Origin of the sequence: Streptomyces sp. NPDC101225, assembly GCF_044767585.1 — a bacterium.
Classification (GTDB): Bacteria; Actinomycetota; Actinomycetes; order Streptomycetales; family Streptomycetaceae; genus Streptomyces.
Genome location: NZ_JBIWOE010000001.1, coordinates 298,230 through 317,650, shown reverse-complemented (window position 1 = coordinate 317,650; position 19,421 = coordinate 298,230). Strand labels below are relative to the sequence as shown.

At 75.6% G+C, this 19,421-nt stretch carries 19 protein-coding genes; 7 read left to right on the top strand and 12 right to left on the bottom strand.

Annotated elements, in window-relative coordinates; translation table 11 throughout:
• Positions 1–13: 13 nt before the first annotated feature.
• Together ACIRPX_RS01485 and ACIRPX_RS01480 are read left to right on the top strand one after the other, a co-directional pair.
• Positions 14–1,477 carry a phosphoribosyltransferase family protein gene (locus ACIRPX_RS01485; protein ID WP_404187229.1) on the top strand — a complete coding sequence of 488 codons (1,464 nt, stop codon included), beginning with the start codon at positions 14–16 and terminating at the stop codon, positions 1,475–1,477.
• Positions 1,443–2,717 (top strand): APC family permease, encoded by a 1,275-nt coding sequence (locus ACIRPX_RS01480; RefSeq protein WP_404187228.1) that lies wholly within the window; start codon positions 1,443–1,445, stop codon positions 2,715–2,717. The genes ACIRPX_RS01485 and ACIRPX_RS01480 overlap by 35 nt, the downstream gene beginning before the upstream one ends.
• Before the next feature lie 112 nt (positions 2,718–2,829).
• Here the strand turns inward: ACIRPX_RS01480 and ACIRPX_RS01475 are convergent, their stop codons facing one another.
• From ACIRPX_RS01475 to ACIRPX_RS01430, 10 genes are all read right to left on the bottom strand, one after another.
• The gene (locus ACIRPX_RS01475) at positions 2,830–4,119 is read right to left on the bottom strand and encodes an FAD-dependent oxidoreductase (protein WP_404187227.1); all 1,290 of its coding nucleotides are present in this window, start codon (positions 4,117–4,119) and stop codon (positions 2,830–2,832) included.
• 262 nt (positions 4,120–4,381) lie between these two features.
• Complete coding sequence (locus ACIRPX_RS01470; RefSeq protein WP_404187226.1) at positions 4,382–5,029, bottom strand: V-type ATP synthase subunit D; 648 nt, start codon at positions 5,027–5,029, stop codon at positions 4,382–4,384.
• Between the two features lie 4 nt (positions 5,030–5,033).
• A complete protein-coding gene (locus ACIRPX_RS01465; protein ID WP_404187225.1) occupies positions 5,034–6,428 on the bottom strand; it encodes a V-type ATP synthase subunit B in 1,395 nt (464 codons plus the stop codon).
• The gene (locus ACIRPX_RS01460; protein WP_404187224.1) at positions 6,425–8,170 is read right to left on the bottom strand and encodes a V-type ATP synthase subunit A; all 1,746 of its coding nucleotides are present in this window, start codon (positions 8,168–8,170) and stop codon (positions 6,425–6,427) included. Before ACIRPX_RS01460 ends, ACIRPX_RS01465 begins: the two co-directional genes overlap by 4 nt.
• Complete coding sequence (locus ACIRPX_RS01455) at positions 8,158–8,688, bottom strand: hypothetical protein (protein ID WP_404187223.1); 531 nt, start codon at positions 8,686–8,688, stop codon at positions 8,158–8,160. The genes ACIRPX_RS01460 and ACIRPX_RS01455 overlap by 13 nt, the downstream gene beginning before the upstream one ends.
• Positions 8,685–8,906, bottom strand: a complete 222-nt coding sequence (locus ACIRPX_RS01450) for a hypothetical protein (RefSeq protein ID WP_404187222.1) — start codon at positions 8,904–8,906, stop codon at positions 8,685–8,687. Before ACIRPX_RS01450 ends, ACIRPX_RS01455 begins: the two co-directional genes overlap by 4 nt.
• Positions 8,907–8,908: 2 nt before the next feature.
• Positions 8,909–9,334: an ATP synthase subunit C gene (locus ACIRPX_RS01445; RefSeq protein WP_404187221.1), complete on the bottom strand. Its 426-nt coding sequence runs from the start codon at positions 9,332–9,334 to the stop codon at positions 8,909–8,911.
• Positions 9,331–10,770 (bottom strand): V-type ATPase 116kDa subunit family protein, encoded by a 1,440-nt coding sequence (locus tag ACIRPX_RS01440; RefSeq protein WP_404187220.1) that lies wholly within the window; start codon positions 10,768–10,770, stop codon positions 9,331–9,333. The genes ACIRPX_RS01445 and ACIRPX_RS01440 overlap by 4 nt, the downstream gene beginning before the upstream one ends.
• Positions 10,771–10,848: 78 nt before the next feature.
• Entirely contained in the window at positions 10,849–11,766 is a 918-nt protein-coding gene (locus tag ACIRPX_RS01435) for a hypothetical protein (protein WP_404187219.1), read from the bottom strand.
• Complete coding sequence (locus ACIRPX_RS01430) at positions 11,739–12,233, bottom strand: hypothetical protein (RefSeq protein ID WP_404187218.1); 495 nt, start codon at positions 12,231–12,233, stop codon at positions 11,739–11,741. Before ACIRPX_RS01430 ends, ACIRPX_RS01435 begins: the two co-directional genes overlap by 28 nt.
• Before the next feature lie 183 nt (positions 12,234–12,416).
• Between ACIRPX_RS01430 and ACIRPX_RS01425 the strand changes: the two genes are divergently transcribed.
• The 5 genes from ACIRPX_RS01425 to ACIRPX_RS01405 all read left to right on the top strand — a co-directional run bounded on the left by ACIRPX_RS01425 (position 12,417) and on the right by ACIRPX_RS01405 (position 18,123).
• Positions 12,417–13,280: a CBS domain-containing protein gene (locus ACIRPX_RS01425; RefSeq protein WP_404187217.1), complete on the top strand. Its 864-nt coding sequence runs from the start codon at positions 12,417–12,419 to the stop codon at positions 13,278–13,280.
• 54 nt (positions 13,281–13,334) lie between these two features.
• Positions 13,335–13,784 (top strand): OsmC family protein, encoded by a 450-nt coding sequence (locus ACIRPX_RS01420; protein ID WP_404187216.1) that lies wholly within the window; start codon positions 13,335–13,337, stop codon positions 13,782–13,784.
• Positions 13,785–14,072: 288 nt separating this feature from the next.
• Positions 14,073–16,814 carry a cation-translocating P-type ATPase gene (locus ACIRPX_RS01415; RefSeq protein ID WP_404187215.1) on the top strand — a complete coding sequence of 914 codons (2,742 nt, stop codon included), beginning with the start codon at positions 14,073–14,075 and terminating at the stop codon, positions 16,812–16,814.
• Positions 16,811–17,470 carry a potassium channel family protein gene (locus ACIRPX_RS01410; RefSeq protein WP_404187214.1) on the top strand — a complete coding sequence of 220 codons (660 nt, stop codon included), beginning with the start codon at positions 16,811–16,813 and terminating at the stop codon, positions 17,468–17,470. Before ACIRPX_RS01415 ends, ACIRPX_RS01410 begins: the two co-directional genes overlap by 4 nt.
• Entirely contained in the window at positions 17,467–18,123 is a 657-nt protein-coding gene (locus tag ACIRPX_RS01405) for a potassium channel family protein (RefSeq protein ID WP_404187213.1), read from the top strand. The genes ACIRPX_RS01410 and ACIRPX_RS01405 overlap by 4 nt, the downstream gene beginning before the upstream one ends.
• Before the next feature lie 28 nt (positions 18,124–18,151).
• On the opposite strand, the gene ACIRPX_RS01400 is transcribed toward ACIRPX_RS01405, so the two are convergent.
• Positions 18,152–18,676, bottom strand: coding sequence for a DUF2231 domain-containing protein (locus ACIRPX_RS01400; protein ID WP_404187212.1), 525 nt, complete (start codon positions 18,674–18,676; stop codon positions 18,152–18,154).
• A gap of 155 nt (positions 18,677–18,831) precedes the next feature.
• Positions 18,832–19,296, bottom strand: a complete 465-nt coding sequence (locus ACIRPX_RS01395; RefSeq protein WP_404187211.1) for a Crp/Fnr family transcriptional regulator — start codon at positions 19,294–19,296, stop codon at positions 18,832–18,834.
• Between the last annotated feature and the right edge of the window lie 125 nt (positions 19,297–19,421).

Sequence of the window (19,421 nt, the reverse complement as noted above, 5' to 3'; positions counted from 1 at the left end):
CGAGGCGGTGACCATGCGATTCGACGACCGTACGGATGCGGGACGCCGGCTGGCGCCCCTGCTGGCACACCTGCGCGGCCAGGACGTCGCCGTCCTGGGACTGCCCAGGGGCGGGGTACCCGTGGCCTTCGAGGTGGCACGGGAGCTCGACGCTCCATTGGACGTCCTCGTGGTACGGAAGCTGGGCGTGCCCCGGCAGCCCGAGCTGGCCTTCGGTGCCGTGGGGGAGCACGGGGTCCTCGTGCTCAACGACGACGTGATCGAGGAGGCGGGGCTGGGACCGGACGAGCGGCAGACGGTGGAGCGGGTCCAACGGGCCGAGGTGGAACGGCAGTCGGAGCGCTACCGCCGCGACCGTGTGCCCGTGCCCGTGGCCGGGCGGAGCGTCGTGGTGGTGGACGACGGGCTGGCCACCGGCGCCACCGCCGAGGCCGCGTGCCGCGTGGTCCGCGGTCAGGGGGCGAGCCGGGTCGTGCTGGCCGTACCGGTGGGGACGGAGCGGACCGTGCTGCGTCTGCGCCGCACGGCCGACGAGGTGGTCTGTCTGCACTCGCCGCGCTTCTTCGGCTCGGTCGGCGCCTGGTACCGCGACTTCACCCAGGTCCCGGACACGCAGGTGGCCGCCCTGCTGCACCGGGCCGTCCGGCCCGCACCGCCGGCCGCGTCCCGTCCCCCTGCCCCACCACCCGCCACTCCACCACCCGCCACTTCCCCGCCCACCACTTCCCCGCCCGCCGACTCCCCGCCCGCTGCCGAACGCCCGCCCCGGCACCGGGAGATCGAGATTCCCACGCGCCATGTGCGGCTGGCCGCGCGGTTCGTCCTGCCCGAGGAGGCACCGGCCGTCGTGGTGTTCGCGCACGGCAGCGGCAGCAGCCGCCACAGCCCGCGCAACCGGTACGTCGCCGACGTCCTGGACCGGGCGGGCCTGGGCACCCTGCTGCTGGACCTGCTCACCGAGGACGAGGAGGGCGACCGGCACAACACCTTCGACATCGTCCTGCTGGCCAGGCGGCTGCGCGCCGCCGCGGACTGGCTGCGCCGTGAGACCGGCCTGCCCGTCGCCTACTTCGGGGCCAGCACCGGCGCGGCCGCCGCGCTGCAGGCCGCCGCGGTGGACCCTGCCATCCGCGCGGTCGTCTCCCGCGGCGGCCGCCCCGATCTGGCCTCGCCCGCCGCGCTGGCGCACGTGCGGGCCCCCACGCTGTTCGTCGTCGGCTCGCTCGACACGCGGGTCCTGAGCCTGAACCGGCTGGCCGCCGACTGGATGCACTGCGACCACCGCATCGCCGTCGTCCCCGGTGCCGGTCATCTCTTCGAGGAGCCGGGCACCCTGCCCACGGTCGCGGCGCTGGCCCGCGAATGGTTCACCGGTCACCTCGCGTTCGACCCCGCTGTATATGGTCGGGCGACGGCGGAGGGCGACAGGGGGCGGGTGGGGCATGGGCCAGGCGTCGCGGGGCGGCAGGACGGCTGAGCTGGAGCGGCGGCTCGGTGTCTTCGACGCCGTGGTCATCGGGCTGGGGTCGATGATCGGCGCGGGCATCTTCGCCGCGCTGGCGCCGGCCGCGCGGGCGGCGGGGTCGGGACTGCTGGTGGGGCTGGCGGTCGCGGCCGTGGTGGCCTACTGCAACGCCACGTCCTCGGCCCGGCTCGCCGCCCGCCATCCGCAGTCCGGAGGGACGTACGTGTACGGCCGCGAACGGCTGGGCGCGTTCTGGGGGTATGTCGCCGGCTGGGGATTCGTGGTGGGCAAGACCGCGTCGTGCGCGGCGATGGCGCTGACCGTGGGGTCGTACGTGTGGCCGGAGCAGGCGCACGGCGTCGCGGTGGCCGCGGTCGTGGCCCTGACCGCGGTCGACTACGTGGGCGTGCAGAAGGCGGCGTGGCTGACCCGGGCGATCGTGGCCGTGGTCCTGGTGGTGCTGGCGGCGGTGGTCGTCGCCTGCCTGACCTCGGCCGACGCCCGCGCCGGACGGCTGGACACCGGCCCGGACACCTCCGTCCGCGGCGTGCTGCAGGCCGCGGGTCTGCTGTTCTTCGCCTTCGCCGGGTACGCGCGCATCGCCACCCTGGCCGAGGAGGTGCGCGACCCCGCGCGCACGATTCCGCGGGCGATCCCCCTCGCCCTGGGCATCACCCTCGTCGTGTACGCGGCGGTCGCCGTGTCCGTGCTCCTCGTCCTCGGTCCCGCGCGGCCGGCCGGGGAGAGTGCGCCGCTGGCCGAAGCCGTGCGGCAGGCCGGAGCGCCGGGCCTGGCCCCGGTCGTGCGGGCGGGTGCGGCGGTGGCCGCCCTCGGGTCGCTGCTCGCCCTGATCCTGGGCGTCTCGCGCACCACGCTGGCCCTGTCCCGGGACCGCCGTCTGCCCCATGTCCTGTCCGCCGTGCACCCCCGGTTCAAGGTCCCCCACCGCGCCGAACTCCTGGTCGGTGCGGTCGTGGCCGTCCTCGCCGCCACCACGGACGTACGCGGCGCCATCGGGTTCTCCTCCTTCGGCGTGCTCACCTACTACGCCGTGGCCAACGCCTGCGCGTGGACCCTGACCGAGCGGGAGAACCGGCCGCCGCGGGTCGTCCCCGTCGTCGGGCTGGCCGGCTGTCTGGTCCTCGCCTTCACCCTGCCCGCCTCCTCGGTGGCCTGGGGAGCGGCCGTACTGCTCCTGGGAGTCGCCGCCTACGGGGTGCGCAGCCGCATCACCGCGCGCGGAAGGTCCTGAGCCCGCGCACGGCCCGCGGCGCACCGCTCACCCGCGGGCGCCGAGGCCACCCGGCCACCTCCGCGACCGGCCGTCGGTCCGCCGGCACGGAGGGGGCGCGGGTGGCGGGAGCTCAGCGGTCCCGGCCGGGCGCGGGCGCACGGCAGAGGTGCCGGGCGATGCGTGTGGCGGCGAACTCGGTCCCGGCGACGAACCGCATCATCGGGCCGAACATGGGCGCGGCGAGCGATCCGGTGAAGTACAGGCCCGGCACCGACGATTCGAGGGCCGCCGAGAGGTGCGGGGCCCTCGAACCGCGCACGCACACCACGGAGTCACGGACCGCGGCCGACAGGAACGGCACCGCGTCCAGGTCGAGCCGGTAGCCGGTCGCCGCCAGCACGTGATCGACGGTCATGGTGCCGGGTCCGCCCGGCCCGTCGACCTCCAGGCGCACCCCGGCCCGTACCGCTTCGGCACCCACGACGCGGCAGGAGGTACGGACCGCGACGATGCCCTCGACCCTCTCCCGCAGCCACCAGCCGCCCGAGGGCCCGAGCGCCCGGCGGAAGAGCAGCAGGCGTGCCGCCGCGGGCATCCGGCGCACCCCGCCCGGGGCCTTGCAGACCGCCGCCAGGATCCAGCCGGTGCCCAGCGGCGAGGCGGGTTTGGCCACCCGCTCCGTCAAGGGCCGGGCGAGGTCCGGCTTCATCCCCCACAGCACCCGCGGCTCGCGCACCAGGACCTGGGCCTTCGCACCGGCCTCGTGCAGCAGGGCGGCGCTCTCCAGCGCCGACTGCCCGCCCCCGATCACGACGACGCGCCGGCCGGCGTAGTACGACAGGTCGGTGTGCTGGCTGGTGTGGGAGACCAGGGCGTCCCTGCCCGGGCCGTCCGGGGCGAGCCGCCGCAGCTCCGCGGGGATGTGGGCGAGGCCGTTGAGGCCGGTGGCGGCCACGACCGCCGCCGCCTCGATCTCCCGTCCGTCGTCGAGGCGGACGAGGAAGGCCGCTCCGGGTCCGGGCCGGTCGACGGCGGTCACCCGGGCCTGGTCCACCTCCCCCACGTACTGCTTCTGGAACCACATCCCGTAGCGCACGAAGACGTCGCACGGGATCGGTGTGAGCTCGGTCAGCTCCGGCTCGCCGTGAACCCGGCGGAAGTCCGCCAGCCGGCCGCCCGGCCCCGGCGCCGAGAGGTCGGTGGCGTCCGGAGTCGATTTCAGGAACATCCCGGTGGCCATCGCGTGCCGCCAACTGCCCAGCACTTCACCGAAGACGCGCACCGGCACGCCCGCTGCCCGCAGATGCGCGGCCACCGAGAGACCGTACGGCCCCGCACCCACGATGACGACCGGAAGCCCCCCGCGCCCGGTCAACGCCTGCTCGCCGACGGGGCGTTGCCCCGGAAGCGACTGCGTCATGCATCCCCCACTTGGTCCTGACGCCGCCTTCCCCAAAGCAGCGCGACATGTGGGATGGTGCGTCCGGCGCAGGCCCGTCGCACCCGTCCCCCTCCGTGGCTCAGTGTGACGTGTCGCCGCGCTCCCGGTCGACGATATCGGCACACGTTGTCCAAAACGTGGTCGAAACGTGGACGACGAATTGCCTACCGATCCCCCGTGGCCTCGTCCCACGCACAAGCGGGCGTCCGCGAACAGATTCGATCAATGGCATGGGACCGGCTCACCGGTCCGCGGGGTCCGGCCGCCCGTCGGCCGGCGTGCCGCGCGCGCCCGCCGCCCACCGTCTGCGGACGGCGTCCTCGTGCTCGCTCTGCTCCAGTGCGCGGTCCGCGGCGGCCAGGGCCGTCTCCAGGCGCGGCACCCAATGCCGGCGCAGGGCCCGTAGCCGGCGCCGGGTGCGGACGACCTCGTCGCCGACGGCGCGGGAAGCGGACCGGGCGGCGGCGTAGGCGGCCGCCGCCCGCACCGCTTCGGCGTAGGCGGCCTCGGCGTGGAGGAGGGCGGTGTTCGCGGGCGTGGGGTCGTCCGGCTCCCGGGGCGGCACCGCGCACGTCACGCTGCCCGGGTGGCGTACCCCCATGGTGGAGGCCCAGGAGACCTCCAGCTCGGCGCGGCGGGTGAAGTCCGTGGTGTCCAGTGCCTCCTCGCCGTTCAGCAGCAGCCCGCGCCGCAGCCATCGCTCGGCCTGCCCCAGCCGCTGCCGCCAGCGCTCGCCGGCGTCCTGCTCGGCGCGCAGCAGTTCCGCGTGGCGGGTCCGCAGGACACGCAGCTTCTGGTCGAGCAGGTCCGCCCCGCGCCTGGCGACGTCGAGGCTGCGGCGCAGGCGCAGCCGGCCGGCCCGGCCGGGCGGGACACGCGGTTCGGCCATCGTCTCACCCGCCTTCCTCCGCGCCGTGGGCGTCGAGGAACGCGGCCGGGAGCATGGCCAGTTGGCTGCGCGGAAGGGTGAGCAGCACCTGCCAGGCGCGGTCCAGCGTCTGCTCCAGGGTGCGCCGTTCGTCCCGCCCCTGGTGCACGAGGCCGTGGGCGAACGCCTCGTCGAAGTCCAGGTAGGTCCGGTCGGCGGGGCCGAGGGATCCCTCGCCCACGAGATCGGCCAGTTCCCTGACCTGCCGGGCGCGGGCCAGCGCGGACAGCAGCTGGGCGGCGACGTCGAGATGGTCCTCGCGGGTACGGCCGGGCCCGGCTCCCTTGCGCATCAGCCGGGACAGCGAGGACAGGGCGTCGACCGGCGGATAGACACCCCGGGCGTGCAGCTGCCGGGAGAGCACGATCTGCCCCTCCGTGATGTATCCGGTGAGGTCCGGGACGGGGTGCGTGATGTCACCGGCCGGCATGGTCAGCACCGGCAGCACGGTGACCGACCCCGGCAGGCCGCGGATGCGGCCGCAGCGCTCGTAGAGGGAGGCCAGGTCGCTGTAGAGGTAGCCGGGGTAGGCCCGGCGGGCCGGGGTCTCGCCGCGGGCGGCGGACACCTCCCGCAGCGCCTCGGCGTAGCTCGTCATGTCCGTCATGACCACCAGGACGTGACGGCCCTCGGCGAACGCCAGCTGCTCGGCGACGGTGAGCGCGATGCGCGGGGTGAGGATGCGCTCGATCACGGGGTCGTCGGCGGTGTTGAGCAGCAGCACCAGCTCGCCCGCGGCCGACCGCTCCTCCAGCGCGTCCCGCACGAACTCGGCGTCCGGGTGCGTCACCCCCATGGCGGCGAAGACCACGCAGAACGGCTGCCCTCCGGCCGTCGACCGGGCGGCGATCTGCGTCGCCAGTTCGAGGTGGGGCAGGCCGGCCGCCGAGAAGACCGGGAGCTTCTGCCCCCGCACCAGTGTGGTGAGCGCGTCGACGGCGCTCACGCCGGTCAGCACCGGCTCGGCGGGCGGCTCGCGGCGCAGGGGATTGACCGGGCGGCCGGCGACCGCCGAGGCGGTGGCCCCGAAGACGGGCGGGCCCCCGTCGAGCGGCTCGCCGCGGCCGTTGCACACCCGGCCCAGCCAGCCGGGACCGACGGGGATGCGCAGGGGAGAGCCGGTGAAGACGGCGCCGACGCGCGCGGGGTCCATGCCGGCGGTGTCCTCCAGCACCTGGACCACGGCCGTGCCCCGGTCCACCTCCAGCACGACACCGTGGCGCCGCTCCCCCGACCCCAGCGTGAACTGGACGAACTCGTCCCAGCCGACGCCGTCGACCTTGTCGATGACCGCCAGCGGGCCGCTCAGCTCACGCACCGACGTGAACTCGGCGCGGCCCCAGTCGGGCCTGTCGTTCACGACACCTCCCCGAGCCGGGCGAGCATGTCCGCGCGCAGGGTGTCCACGGTCGCCGCGTCGTGCGGGCCCGCCTCCTCGCGGGCGCGCAGGACGGGCGAGAAGTCGGCCTCCTCGATGTGGGCGGCCGGCACTCCCGCGTCGGCCAGTTCGTGGCAGCGGGCGACGACGGCCAGCACCGCCTCGGCCAGTGCGGCCGTCTTCCTCGCACCGCTGTAGGCGTCCCGTTCGGACAGCGCGCTCTGCTGGAGCACGCCCTCGCGCACCAGCCGCCCGCCCAGGACGCTGACGCGTTCACGCGCGGGCAGGGCGGTGATGCCGAGCAGGTCGACCAGGTCGGCCAGCCGGTCGGCCTCGGCGAGCAGCCCCGCGACCCGGGCGCGGCGGGCGGGCGTGTCCGGGTCGTCCGTGGCGGCGCGGTGCGCGTCGAGCGCCTCGGTGTCGCGGGAGAACGACTCGGCCCAGGAGACGGCCGGGTAGTGGCGGGCGTAGGCGAGTTCGCGGTCGAGGGTCCACAGGCAGCGGACGAAGCGCTGGGTGTGGGCGGTGACCGGCTCGGCCATGTCGCCGCCGGGCGGGGAGACCGCGCCGATCACGGTGACGGAGCCGGTGCGGCCGCCGAGGGTGGTGACCGCGCCGGCGCGCTCGTAGAACGCCGCGATCGCCGAGGCGAGGCCGGCCGGGTAGCCCTCCTCCGCGGGCAGGGCGCCGGTGCGGGAGCCGAACTCGCGCAGCGCCTCCGCCCAGCGGGAGGTGGAGTCGGCGATGACCACCACGTCCAGGCCCATGTCGCGGAAGTACTCGGCGACCGTCACCCCGCTGTGGATGCTGGCCTCGCGGGCCATCATCGGCATGTTGGAGGTGTTGGCGACGATCACCGTCCGGTCGGCGAGGCGCCCGCCGGTGCGCGGGTCGGTGAGCGCGCCGAACTCCTCGATGACGTCGGCCATCTCGTTGCCGCGCTCGCCGCATCCGACGTAGACGATGACGTCCGCGTCGCACCACTTGGCGATCTGCTGGAGCAGCACGGTCTTGCCGGTGCCGAAGCCGCCGGGGACGGCGACCGTGCTGCCCAGCGCCACCGGGAAGAGCAGGTCGATGACGCGCTGGCCGGTGTTCAGCGCCCGGGTGCTGCGCAGGCGTTCGCGGACCGGCCGCGGTGTGCGCACGGGCCACCGGGTGGTCAGCGGGACCACGGTCCCCGCCACCGTGGCGACGTCGTCGTCGGCGGCGAGGCGGCCCGCGGCGGCGATCCGTTCCACCCGTCCCGCGCAGCCGGGCGGGACGAGCACCGGAAGCGGCACGGGCCCGGCGTCGTGGATCTCGCCGAGGACGTCTCCCGGCGCGAGCTGCTCGCCCTCGGCGGCCCGCGGCGTGAACGCCCAGGTGGGCCCGGGGCGTCCGCTCCGGCCGCCGGCCCCGGGTTCCAGCCAGGCCCCGGCCGTCCGCAGGGGGCGCAGCAGTCCGTCGAAGATGCCGCCGAGCAGGCCGGGACCGAGCGCCGCGGACAGCGGCCGGCCCAGCGGGCGGCAGGGCATCCCGGGGGCGAGGCCGCCCGTGTACTCGTACGCCTGGATCGTGATGACCGCGTCGCGGATCGCGACGACCTCGCCGGGCAGTTCCTCCTCGCCCAGGGCGACGAGGTCGTGCATGGCGGTGCCGCCGACGTGCTCGGCCTGCACCAGCGGGCCGGCGACCCGCAGGATGCGGCCGGTGACGTGCCGCGTGGACGTCACGGTGCCCACAGCCGGTCCACCTCCCCGCCGGCCCGGTCCAGCGCCCGCTGGGCGATCGCGGCCAGGCCGCAGTCGAGCCGGCGCCCGGGGGCGTCGCCGACGACCCCTCCGCCGGGCGCCTCCGTGATCCGCGCGTCGGGCCCCAGCACCTGCCGTACATACGCGGTCAGGCGCCGGCGCACGGCGGGGTACGCGGCGGTGCCGCGCAGTGCCTCGACACGGTCCACGACCTGCCGGCACAGGTCCTCCCAGATCTCCCGGCGGGCGGCGAGCTCCCTCGACCGTGCGGCGCGCCGGACCCGGTTGCGGGCGGCGGCGCCGGAGACCTCGGCGTCGTGAGCGCCCTGGCCGCGGGCCTCGGCGAGGACGGCGGACGCCTGCGTCTGCGCCGCCAGGACGGTGGCCCGGGCGTCCTCGGCGGCCGCCGCGAGCAGGGCGTCGGCGTCCTGCGCGGCGTCCCGCAGGAGCCGGGCCCGTACCGGGTCGAGCGCCGGCGAGGCGGCGGCGGGCAGCGGAGGAGTCCTCATGACGGCATCACCGCGGTGAGCGGGTCCTGGGCGTCGCGTGCTCCGGGTCCGAGCGCGGCGGCCGCGGCGGGCGTGAGGATCACCAGGCCCACCTCCGCCGGGAGGCCGCTCCAGGCCGCCCGCACCGCCTCCGGGTTCTCCGCCGGGAGGACGACGACACCCGCCGTCGCCAGCCCGATCACGCGCTGCCGCTCGCCGATCGCTGCCACGTGCGTCATGGTCAGGACTTTCCGATCAGGATGATGGCGACGACCAGGCCGTAGATCGCGATGCCTTCGGCGAGGCCGACGATGACCATGGCCCGGCCGAACAGCTCGGGCCGTTCGCTGAGCGCCGCGATGGCCGCGGCACCCGTGTACGCCACGGCGATCGCGGCACCGATCGAGGCGCCGGCGACCGCGATCGCGGCGCCGATCAGGGCCGCCGAGCCCGAGCCGGAGCTCTGGGCCGCGGCGGCCGTGGCGGTGTGCGCCTGTGCCGCGCCGCCGCTCAGGGCGACGAGCAGGAGCGCGAGGGCCCCGGAGAACAGCGCCGCGTCCGCCGCGAGGACCCACCGCAGCGCCGCCTTGTCGCGGCGGCGCAGCAGACGTCGGGTCCCGGCGAACGCCACGACGAGCACGGGGAGCGCGATCAGCCAGGCGATCATGTGGTCACCTCCATGGCGGGTGGGGTGGCTGGGGGCACGGACGGTGCCTGGGTGGGCACGTGCCAGGGGCGGAAGGGCCGGCCCTCGGCGTCGAAGACCCGGGAGAACAGCTCGTAGAACTCCAGGCGCAGGGCCTGTACGCCGGCGACGAGCGCCTCCAGGGCGAAGGCGAGCGCGTTGCCGAGCAGCAGGACGAGACACCCGGCGACCACGCCCGCGGGCCCGGAACCGGTCAGTGCCGTGGTCCCCTGCCAGACGATGGCGCCCAGGGCCGCGTGGGTGAGGCCGAAGGCCGCGAGCCGGGCGAAGGACACCGTGTTGGAGCCGATGCGGATCACCACGTCGAAGAGCTGGACCCCGGTCTGCAGGGCGCCCGAGGCGCCGCCGCCGGAGGCCGTGAACAGCCCGGTGCCGGCCAGCGCCAGCCCGGCGAGGGCGAGCAGCGCGCCGCCCGCGGCGAGGACGCGTGCGTGGCCCGCGGTGCCCGCCGCGAGGAGCGCGAGGCCGAGGAAGACCGCGGCTCCCGCGATGCCGGACGCGGCGTACAGGGCACGGCTCGGGCCGCCCTCGCGCCAGCGGTTGACGATGCCCGCCGCGTACGCGAGGGCGAGCAGGACCGCGCCCACGGCGATCGCGGCGGCGAGCAACCGCAGGGGTTCGTCGAGGGGGTTGAGCCACAGCACCGGCAGCACGCCGGTGGGGCCGAAGAATTCGCCGTACGCGAGTCCCGCGAGGGTGCTCGTCACCCCCGCTCCGGCCAGGAACGGCCAGACGGGGCGCAGGGACGCCAGGCGGCGTGGCCGGCCGGTCCGCAGCAGGAGCGCGCCGAGCAGGAGCAGGAGGCCGTGGCCGGCGTCGCCGAACATCATCCCGAACATGGCGACGTAGGCGATCCCGGCGGGCACGGTGGGGTCGACGTCGGCATACGGGACGGTGCCGTAGGTGCGCACCAGCGGGACGAGGGAGCGGCGGACCGTGCTCGTGTCCCGGAGCCGGGTCGGCGGGTCGATGCCGCGGGGCGCGCGCAGCGGCACGAGGGCGCCTCCGGTGTACGCCAGCCGGGCGGACAGGCGCGGCACCTCGGCCGCCGGGCACCATCCGGCCAGCGCGGCGACGGTGCCGTGCCGCACCGCCGCCTCCCGGTACGCCTCCAGTTGGGCCTCCCCCGCGAGCAGGTCGGCCCGGCCCGCGGCCCCGAGTGCGTCGAGGTCGGGTGCCGTGGCGGACAGCAGGGGGCGGACGGGGCCCGGACCGAGCGCCTGGAGCCGGCGGGCAGCGGGTCCGGGCCTGCCGTGCCCCGGCTCACCGGCTCCGTCGAGTTCGACGCAGCCCGCGTCCGCCACGCACACCAGGGCGTCCCGGAGCACGGCGCGGGGGGCGACGACGGCCACCCGGTCCATGCGCGCCGGTGTCAGGGAGTCGGCCCAGGAGTTCATCGTGGACCTCCGGCGCCCGGCCGCCCCGCGCGGCACGGACGACACCCCGCCGGCCGCACACGCGCCGGAGCCGTCCGATCAGCCCAGAAGTTCATCGAAAGCCTCCAGCCCCCGGCCGCCCTGCGCGGCGCACTCCAGCCCCGCGCGCACACGCCAGGCGTCGGTGCCGAGCACCGCCACCGCGCCCACGACGGGTGTCGTGTCGAAACGTGCCTCGTGCAGCAGCCGCAGGCCGTCGCGCTCGACCGTGCTCCACCAGCGCGCCTCGGCCCGCCACAGGTCGCCGGGCGTCTCGACGCCTTCCAGCGCCCACTTGGCCGGCGCCGTCAGGCCGGCGCGGAACGCGCCGAAGGCGGTCGCCCGCACGGCCGCCGTGCCGAGCAGCCGGATCGCGTGCCGGGTGGTCGGCCGGCGACCGGCCACGAAGGCCTCACGGGCCCACAGCAGGGCGGCCTCGCCCGCCGCCCAGCGGGCGGCCGACGGGACGTTCGCCGCGGTGCGGGCGGCCGCCGACCACCGCATGGCGGCGATCACCGCCGCGGGCGACTCGGAGCCGGGGTCCCCCCACGGGGAGGCGGCGAGTTCGGACCGCAGCTCGGCCGGGCTGCCGGCCCGGGACAGCCGGGGCCAGACCGTCGACAGCGCCCCCAGCCGGTAGGGCGGCGGCTGCGGCGCGCCCGCCAGGGCGCGCAGCCGGGCGCGGGTGTTCGCGATCTCGAAGGGCGACGCGAGCAGGCGTACGGCGGCGGAGCCGGGCCGTGGCTGCCAGCCGGCCAGTACCCGCAGCTGCCACAACAGGTTCTCCGCGACCGCCCGTTGGGCCTCGGCGATACCCGCCTCGACGTCGATCCCGCGGCGGTAGGGGGTGGCGGCCAGCGCCCGCAGGGCGTCCGGCAGGCCGGGTGCCGCGGCCAGGCGCCGCGCCGTCGCGGGTCCGGCGCGGCCGGCGGCCATGGCCTCGGCCCGGGTCACCCCGGCGACCCATCCGGCGCCCATGGCGTTCCCCTGTGCGGTCCGTCCGGCCCGGCGTCGGGCGCAGCGGTCAGTTCGCGAACGGTCCGGGCCGCCAGACGTTCGGCCAGGTCGTGGGTGCGGCCGAGTGCGCGCTCCCGCATCCGCGCCACGGCCCGCGCCGCCTCGGCGTCCGCGCGGGCCGCCGCGGCGGAGGCCTCCTCGCCGAGCCGGGCCGCGGTCGCCCGCCTGACCTCCGGGGCCTGTTCCCGCGCGGTCCGCACGATGCGCTCGGCCCGCCGTGCCGCCGTACGCCGACGTGTCGCGGCGTCCCGCGCCGCCGTCTCGCGCAGCGCGGCGGCCTCGGCGGCGGTGTCGTCCAGAAGCGCGAGCGGGGGCCTCAGCTCGGCGGCGAGTTCGGCGGACCGGTCCGCGGGCACGGCGCCGCCGACGGCGGGGCCGGGTGAACCGGCCGGCCGGAAGCGCGCGAGGAACTCGCGGAATCCAGGCATGACGACCTCCGAGCCCGACCACGGCGTCCGCTGGTGGCCTGCTTTCACGCTACGAAAACGGCGTGGCGGCCCACAGGGGCCGTTTGACCTGCGGAAGGGGCCGGGCGGCCCTGTGCCCGCCGGCGGCGCGGGCGCGATGGTGAGTACAGGAGACGCGTTGCGCGCGGACCACGGGAGGCTGCCATGAGCGACCATGACGCCCGGGAAGCAGGCGCGGCATCGGTGGAGGCACGCCGTTCGGTGCCCACCGCCGCCCCCAAGCCCGCCGAGGAATCCCGCCAGAACCTGATGGTGCGCTATCTGCAGGCCATGGCCTCGCACGAGTCGCACGCCGACCGGCTGCCGCCCGCCCCGCGCACCATGACCGGCCCGGCCCGGCGGGACGTGCCGCCTCCGGGGACGATCTCGGAGCTTCAGATCGGCCACATCGCGCGGCGGACCGCGACCGGGGTCACCCCCGACACGCCGTTCGCGGACGTCGCCCGCATGCTCGCCCGCGAGCAGCTGGGGGCGGTTCCCGTCGTGGACGCCTCCCGGCACGTCGTCGGCGTGGTCGCGGAGTCCGATCTGCTGGCCGAAGCGGCCACCCTCGCCACCGCGGACGAACACACCGGCACGCTGGGGAAGTTGCTCGGCCGCCGCCAGCGGGGCCTGGGCGCCGGTATCACGGCCGCCGCGCTGATGACGGCACCGGCGCTCACGGTGCACCCGTGGACGCCCGTCGTCGAGGCGGCCCGTACCGCGGCCCGCTCCCGGATCAGGCAGGTGTACGTGACCGATCACAAGGACCGCCTCGTGGGCGTGGTCAGCCGCGGCGAGCTGCTGCACGCCCTGGTGCGGGACGACGCGGCCCTCCGGGCGGAGATCGTCTCCCACGTGCTGCGCGAGGAGCTGGAGGTCGATCCGAGGAACGTGGGCGTGCAGGTCAGGCACGGGGTCGTCACCCTCACCGGTTCGCTCGCCGCGGACCTCGTACCGCGGCTGACCGACGCGGTGGCACGCATTCCGGACGTGCTCGAGGTGGCGGACCACCTCACGGCGGTCTGAGCCCCGGCGCGCCCTTCGGGTGGAGCCGCCGACGCCGACCAGGAAGGACCGGCCATGACCCACACCGCGACGGAGACCGTCCGGCAGACCCCCGGCAGGTACCGCCTCGACGTCACCCACGTCCACGGCGACGCCTACGACGTCGACATCCGCGGCCATCGGCTGCTGGTGGACCAGCCCACCGAGGCGGGCGGCACGGACGTGGCGCCCACACCGGTCGAGCTGTTCGCCGCGTCCCTCGCCACCTGCGTGGCCTTCTACGCGGGCCGTTATCTCGCGCGGCACGGCCTGCCCCGTGGCGGACTGCGGGTGCACACGGAGTTCACGACGGCATCCGACCCGCCGGCCCGGGTGGAGTCGCTGCGGGTCACCGTCACTCCCCCGCCCGCACTGTCCGACCAGCGGCATGAGGCCCTGCGCGCGGTGGTTTCGCACTGCACCGTGCACAACACGCTGTGCCTGCCGCCACGGGTCGAGATCGAGCTGGCGGCGCCGGGGCACTGAGCGCGGCGCCGCGCCGGGCGAGGCGTCCGCGCGGCGGGGCGAGGCGGGTTGGTCGAGGCCGTGACGCGGCAGGCCGTGACAGGGCAGGCCGTGACAGGGCAGGTCCGCCCCCTCCTGCGGGCCGGGTGGCCCATGGCGGGCCCCGGCTCCCGCGGCGAAGCGTGGAGGGGAGAGCCGTCCGACCAGCCTGGGGGTCCGGTGCCGAGTCGTCCCACAGCGAGTCTTCCGGGCGCCCGCGGCGCCCCGGCGGCGGACGGTGCGCCGCCGTCCGGCACACCGGCCCCGCCGGTGCAACGGCTGCGTACGGACGAGGTGTTCACGGCGTTCGGCGGCTCGCCGCGCGGGCTGTCCGCCGCCGAGGCGGGTGAACGGCAGGGAACGTACGGTCCCAACGAGTTGCCCCGCCCGCGCCGCAAGGGCGTGTGGCGCCATTTCCTCGCCCAGTTCACCGATCTCTTCGCCCTGGTGCTGATCGCGGCGTCGGCGCTGACGTTCCTCGCCTACGCGCTGCAGGACCCCCGCGACGCCGGCAACCTGCAGCTGGCCTTCGCGATCCTGGGCGTCGTGGTGCTGAACGCGGTGATCGGCTTCGCCCAGGAGTACTCGGCCGAGCGGACCGCCCAGACGCTGCAGGCCATGGTGCCGCACACCTGCCGGGTGCTGCGGGACGGGGAGCTCCTGGAGCCGCCGTCCGCCGCGCTGGTGCCGGGCGACCTCGTCGTCCTGGAGGCGGGCGACGCGGTCTCCGCGGACTGCCGGGTGGTCGCCGCGCACGGTCTGTCGGTGAACAACGCGCCGCTGACCGGGGAGAGTTCGGCGGTCGGCCGGGTCGGCGGGCCGACCGCGGCCGACACCGCCCTCGACTCCCGCAACTGCGTCTTCATGGGCACCACGGTGGTGGCCGGGTCGGGCAAGGCGGTCGTCTACGCGACCGGGGCGGCGACGGAGTTCGGCAGGATCTTCCGGCTCACCGACGAGGCCCCGCGCCAGAGGACACCCCTGCAGCGCGAGGTCGCCGTGATGGCACGGCGGGTGGCGGCTCTGGCCGTGGCGATCGGCGCGGGCATGTTCGCGCTGCGCCTGCAGACCGGGCAGCCCCTGGTGTCGGCCTTCGTCTTCGCGCTCGGGGTGATGGTCGCCCTGGTGCCCGAGGGGCTGCCCGCGACCCTGTCGGTGTCCCTGGCCATCGGGGTGCGGCGGATGGCCCGCCGGCAGGCCCTGGTCAAGAAGCTGCTGGCGGTGGAGGCCCTGGGCTCGACCACCGTGGTCTGCACGGACAAGACCGGCACCCTCACCCAGGCGGAGATGACGGTCACCCGGATCTGGAGCGACGGGACGTGGCACGAGGTGTCCGGCGTGGGGTACGCGCCGGCCGGCGTCGTGGCCGGCGCGGAGGATCTCGGTGAACTGCTGCGCAGCGCGGCGCTGTGCACGGACGCGCGGCTGGTGCCCCCGGCGGGGCCGGAGGGCTGGCGGGTGCTCGGCGACACCACGGAGGGCGCGATCCTCGTCGCGGCGGCCAAGGCGGGTCTGCACCCGGCCGCGGAGCGGGACGCGGCGCCGCGCATCGGCGAGTTCCCCTTCGATCCCGTGCGCAAGCTGATGAGCACCGTCCACCGGACACCCACCGGTGACGTCCTGTGCGTCAAGGGCGCGCCGCAGGAGGTGCTCGCCCGGTGCCGGCGCATCCGGCTGCGCTCCGCCGAGCACGCGCTCGACGGCCCGCTGCGGGACGGCGTTGTCGCGGCCGACGACACGATGGCGGCAGCGGGGCTGCGGGTGCTGGCGGTGGCCGTCCGCCCGGTGGACGGGCCGCCGCGCACGGCGCAGGAGGCCGAGTCGGATCTGGTCCTCCTCGGCCTGATCGGCATGCTCGACCCGCCCAGGCCCGAGGTCGCCGAGGCCGTGCGGGCCTGCCACCGGGCCGGCATCCGGATCGTGATGGTGACCGGTGACCACCCGCTGACGGCGGAGGCGATCGCCCGCCGCGTCGGCATCGTGTCCGGTCCCGCGCCGACCGTCGTGACCGGCCCCGGGCTGGACGCCATGGACGCGGCCGCGCTGGACCAACTGCTCGCGGCACCCGGGCAGTTGCTGCTGTGCCGGGTCAGCCCGGAACACAAGATGCGCGTGGTGGGGGCGCTGCAGGCGCGCGGCGAGGTGGTGGCGGTCACCGGGGACGGGGCCAACGACGCCCCCGCCCTCAAGCACGCCGACATCGGCGTGTCCATGGGAGCCACCGGCACCGACGTCGCCCGCGAGGCCTCCGAAATGGTGCTGCTGGACGACTCGTTCGCCTCCATCACGGCGGCCGTGGAACTCGGGCGGTCCGTGTACCGCAACATCCGCAAGTTCCTCGCCTACCTCTTCAGCCACAACATCGCCGAGCTCGTCCCGATCCTCGCGGCGGCCTTCGCCGGCTTCCCGCTGGTGCCGCTGACCGCCGTGCAGATCCTGGCCATCGACCTCGGCTCGGACGTGCTGCCCGCCCTGGCGCTGGGCGCCGAGCCGCCCGAACCGGACACGATGGACCGCCCGCCCCGCTCGCGCCGCGAGCGGCTGTTCTCCGCCGGACTCGTGCGCCGGTTCCTGTTCCTGGGTGCCGTGCAGTCGATCGGCGTGTGCACGGTGTTCTTCTGGCAGGTGCACGCCTCGGGGATCGCGTACGCGGACTTCACCGGCGACGACCCCGCCTACCGCAAGGCCATCACGCTCACCCAGGCGGCGATCGTGGTGAGCCAGTTCTTCAACGCCCTGGCCGTGCGCACGGACCGGCAGAGCGTGTTCACCGTCGGGGTGTTCTCCAACCCCCGCCTGATCGCGGCGGGTTGCTTCGGCATCGGGCTGATGGCCGCGATCAGTTACATGCCTGTTCTGCAGGACGTGTTCAACACCGCGGCCCTGAGCGCCGCCGACTGGGCCGTGCTCGTCGGTTTCGGCGTCCTGCTGCTGGCCGCGGAGGAGGCCCGCAAGTGGTGGGCGCGCCGCAGGTCCGCGCCCGCCGTCACCGGAAAGGAGGCGACGCGATGAGGGTCATCGTGGTGGGCTGCGGCCGGGTGGGTTCCCAGCTCGCGGTCCAGCTGGTCAACGAGGGCCACGACGTGCGCGTCATCGACCGCGACCCGAGGACCCGGCGGCTGCTGCCGTCCGGCTTCGCCGGGCAGGTCCTGCACGGCAACGGCTTCAGCCGGACGCTGCTGGAGTCCGCCGGCATCGCGCTCGCCGACGCGTTCGTGGCCGTCACCTCGGGAGACAACACCAACATCGTCAGCGCCCGCACGGCGAAGGAGACCTACCGGGTGCCGATCGTGCTGGCCCGCATCTACGATCCCCGGCGGGCCGACATCTACCGCGGCCTGGGCATCCCGACGATCGCCAGCGTGCGCTGGACGGTGCACCAGCTGCACCAGATGCTGCTGCACCGCCACCTCACCCCGGAGCTGGACTTCGGCAACGGCGAGACACTGCTGGTGCGCTCCCGGCTGCCCGCCTATCTCACCGGCCGGCGGCTCGGCGGCCTGGAGGTGGACGGCGAGATCCGCGTGGTCGAGGTGACCCGCGGCGGACGGTCGTTCCTGCCCGCCTCGCACACGGCCGCCGAGGCGGACGATCTGGTCACGTTCGCCGTCGCCGCCGACGCCCTGGGCCGGCTGCGCGGCTTCCTGGACAAGGAGCTCGGCACATGAAGGTCATCGTCGCCGGGGCCGGACGCCTCGGCACCCAGATCGCCCAGGTGCTCGGCGCCGCCCGCAACCAGGTCACGCTCGTGGACCGGGACGACGAGCGGGTCGCCGCGCTGGAGGGCCGGGTGCCCGCCCGGCTGTGCGCCGGCGACGCCTGCGAGCCGGCCGTGCTGGAGGCCGCGGGCGCCCACGCCGCCGACCTGGTCGTCGCCACCACCGGCGAGGACGAGGACAATCTGGTCGTCAGCCTGCTCGCCAAGCGCCAGTTCGAGGTTCCCCGGGTCATCGCACGGGTCAACGACGACGAGAACGCCTGGCTCTTCGACGGGCGCTGGGGCGTCGACACGGCCGTACCGGCCGCCGCGCCCCTGGTCTCCCTGGTCGAGGAGGCGACCAGCGCGAGCGACACGGTGGCCCTGCTGCGGCTGAGCAAGGCGGGCGTCAACGTGATCGAGACGAGCATCGGGCCGCACTCCCGGGCCGCCGGGCACACGCTCGCGGAGATCGCCGTACCGCACGGCATCGTGGTGGCCACCGTCGTGCGCGCCGGGGATCCGCTGGCACCCGCGCCGGAGCTGGAGCTGCGGGAGGGCGACGAACTCCTCGTGGTCTCCCACACCGCCACTCCGGGCGAGGTGCACGCGGTCTTCCAGTGAGCCGCCGCGGGAACGGGCCCGCGGCGTGTCAGTCGCCGTCGCCCTCGCCGCCGGAGGCCGTCTTGGAGTAGCCGTTGTGCCAGGCGGCCTTGGCCCCCGAGTCACCGATGCGGTAGACGTCCACGACGGCTCCCGCGGCGATCACGACCGACAGCACGGCGGCCGCGACGCGCACCGGAGCGGCGGTCCAGCGTGTGCCGCGCGCGTCCCCGTCCGCGTCCGCGGACGCGACGGTCCGGCGGGTCGCCCACCAGACGAAGACCGCCAGCAGGAGCAGGCCGCCCGCCCACGGGAGCATCCCGTCACCGAGCTCGGCGTGCCGGCGTACCAGGGAGTTGCTGTCGACGTGTGCCTCCAGCCACTCCCCCGCCTGGGTGGTGAGCGGCACGCTCGCGAGCGTGACAAGGGCGAGCAGCGGCAGCACGACGCCCATGCGCCGCGCCGCCGCCGGCCAGAGCGCGCACACGACGAGTGCCAGTGCGGTCAGGGGGACGAGGACGACGACGAAATGCACGAGCAGCACGTGCGCCGGCAGGCCGTTTACCAGGCTCATAGGTTTCCTTCAACAGGTTGGACGCATGATTTTTTTCGATCAGGCGCGTCACCCTGGCACAGGAAGTTCTCAGCTTCTTCTGAGAGCGGCGCTTTCTTGTCAGCGCCCTCGATACGCCCGGAAACGGTGGCGCGGCGCGGTCGCCCGGCGCGGTCTCAGCCCCGGTCTCCGCTGCCGTAGGGGGCGTACAGATCGAGCAGCCGGGCGCGGGCCGCGCTCAGCCTGCGGTTGACGGCCTCGCCGACCCACAGGGCGATCCAGCGTCCCATCTCGGGATCGGCCTCGCACATCCGCAGGACCGCCCGCGCGTCGAACTCGTGGGCCCGCACCGGGCCCACCGTCCGGGCGCCGAACCGCCACCGGTAGGGCCGGTAGAGCCACGAGCAGCCGAGGAGTTCGCCCGATTCGACGGTGTCGATGACGGCCGCGCGGCGCCCGGGCACCCTCGTGTCGAGGGCCACGGTGCCCGACTCGACGATCCAGAAGTGATCGGCCCGGCCTCCCTCCACGAACAGGCGGGTGTCCGGCGGGTAGCGCACGTCGTGCGCCATGCTCATGAGCCTGCCCCGGTACACGGCGGGGAGCTTCCTGGTCGTCCGGGGGGTGATCGCGGTGGTCATGGCTGAGCCTCCTGGTGCGCCGGGCCGGCACGACGGCCGTCACGGGGACGTCGCCTGTCTTCAGCGTCGGCCACGACCGGGGCCACCACATGGGCCGATCGGTCCCCGCCGCGGGGGCCGACGGG

Excerpts from the sequence above, each read along its gene's own strand:
- ACIRPX_RS01410 (WP_404187214.1), top strand. The coding sequence starts at position 16,811 with ATGAGGGTCATCGTGGTGGGCTGCGGCCGGGTGGGTTCCCAGCTCGCG.
- ACIRPX_RS01405 (WP_404187213.1), top strand. The coding sequence starts at position 17,467 with ATGAAGGTCATCGTCGCCGGGGCCGGACGCCTCGGCACCCAGATCGCC.
- ACIRPX_RS01475 (WP_404187227.1), bottom strand. The coding sequence starts at position 4,119 with ATGACGCAGTCGCTTCCGGGGCAACGCCCCGTCGGCGAGCAGGCGTTG.
- ACIRPX_RS01480 (WP_404187228.1), top strand. The coding sequence starts at position 1,443 with ATGGGCCAGGCGTCGCGGGGCGGCAGGACGGCTGAGCTGGAGCGGCGG.
- ACIRPX_RS01425 (WP_404187217.1), top strand. The coding sequence starts at position 12,417 with ATGAGCGACCATGACGCCCGGGAAGCAGGCGCGGCATCGGTGGAGGCA.
- ACIRPX_RS01440 (WP_404187220.1), bottom strand. The coding sequence starts at position 10,770 with ATGAACTCCTGGGCCGACTCCCTGACACCGGCGCGCATGGACCGGGTG.
- ACIRPX_RS01430 (WP_404187218.1), bottom strand. The coding sequence starts at position 12,233 with ATGCCTGGATTCCGCGAGTTCCTCGCGCGCTTCCGGCCGGCCGGTTCA.
- ACIRPX_RS01435 (WP_404187219.1), bottom strand. The coding sequence starts at position 11,766 with ATGGGCGCCGGATGGGTCGCCGGGGTGACCCGGGCCGAGGCCATGGCC.
- ACIRPX_RS01485 (WP_404187229.1), top strand. The coding sequence starts at position 14 with ATGCGATTCGACGACCGTACGGATGCGGGACGCCGGCTGGCGCCCCTG.
- ACIRPX_RS01450 (WP_404187222.1), bottom strand. The coding sequence starts at position 8,906 with ATGACGCACGTGGCAGCGATCGGCGAGCGGCAGCGCGTGATCGGGCTG.
- ACIRPX_RS01445 (WP_404187221.1), bottom strand. The coding sequence starts at position 9,334 with ATGATCGCCTGGCTGATCGCGCTCCCCGTGCTCGTCGTGGCGTTCGCC.
- ACIRPX_RS01455 (WP_404187223.1), bottom strand. The coding sequence starts at position 8,688 with ATGAGGACTCCTCCGCTGCCCGCCGCCGCCTCGCCGGCGCTCGACCCG.
- ACIRPX_RS01420 (WP_404187216.1), top strand. The coding sequence starts at position 13,335 with ATGACCCACACCGCGACGGAGACCGTCCGGCAGACCCCCGGCAGGTAC.
- ACIRPX_RS01400 (WP_404187212.1), bottom strand. The coding sequence starts at position 18,676 with ATGAGCCTGGTAAACGGCCTGCCGGCGCACGTGCTGCTCGTGCATTTC.
- ACIRPX_RS01470 (WP_404187226.1), bottom strand. The coding sequence starts at position 5,029 with ATGGCCGAACCGCGTGTCCCGCCCGGCCGGGCCGGCCGGCTGCGCCTG.
- ACIRPX_RS01395 (WP_404187211.1), bottom strand. The coding sequence starts at position 19,296 with ATGACCACCGCGATCACCCCCCGGACGACCAGGAAGCTCCCCGCCGTG.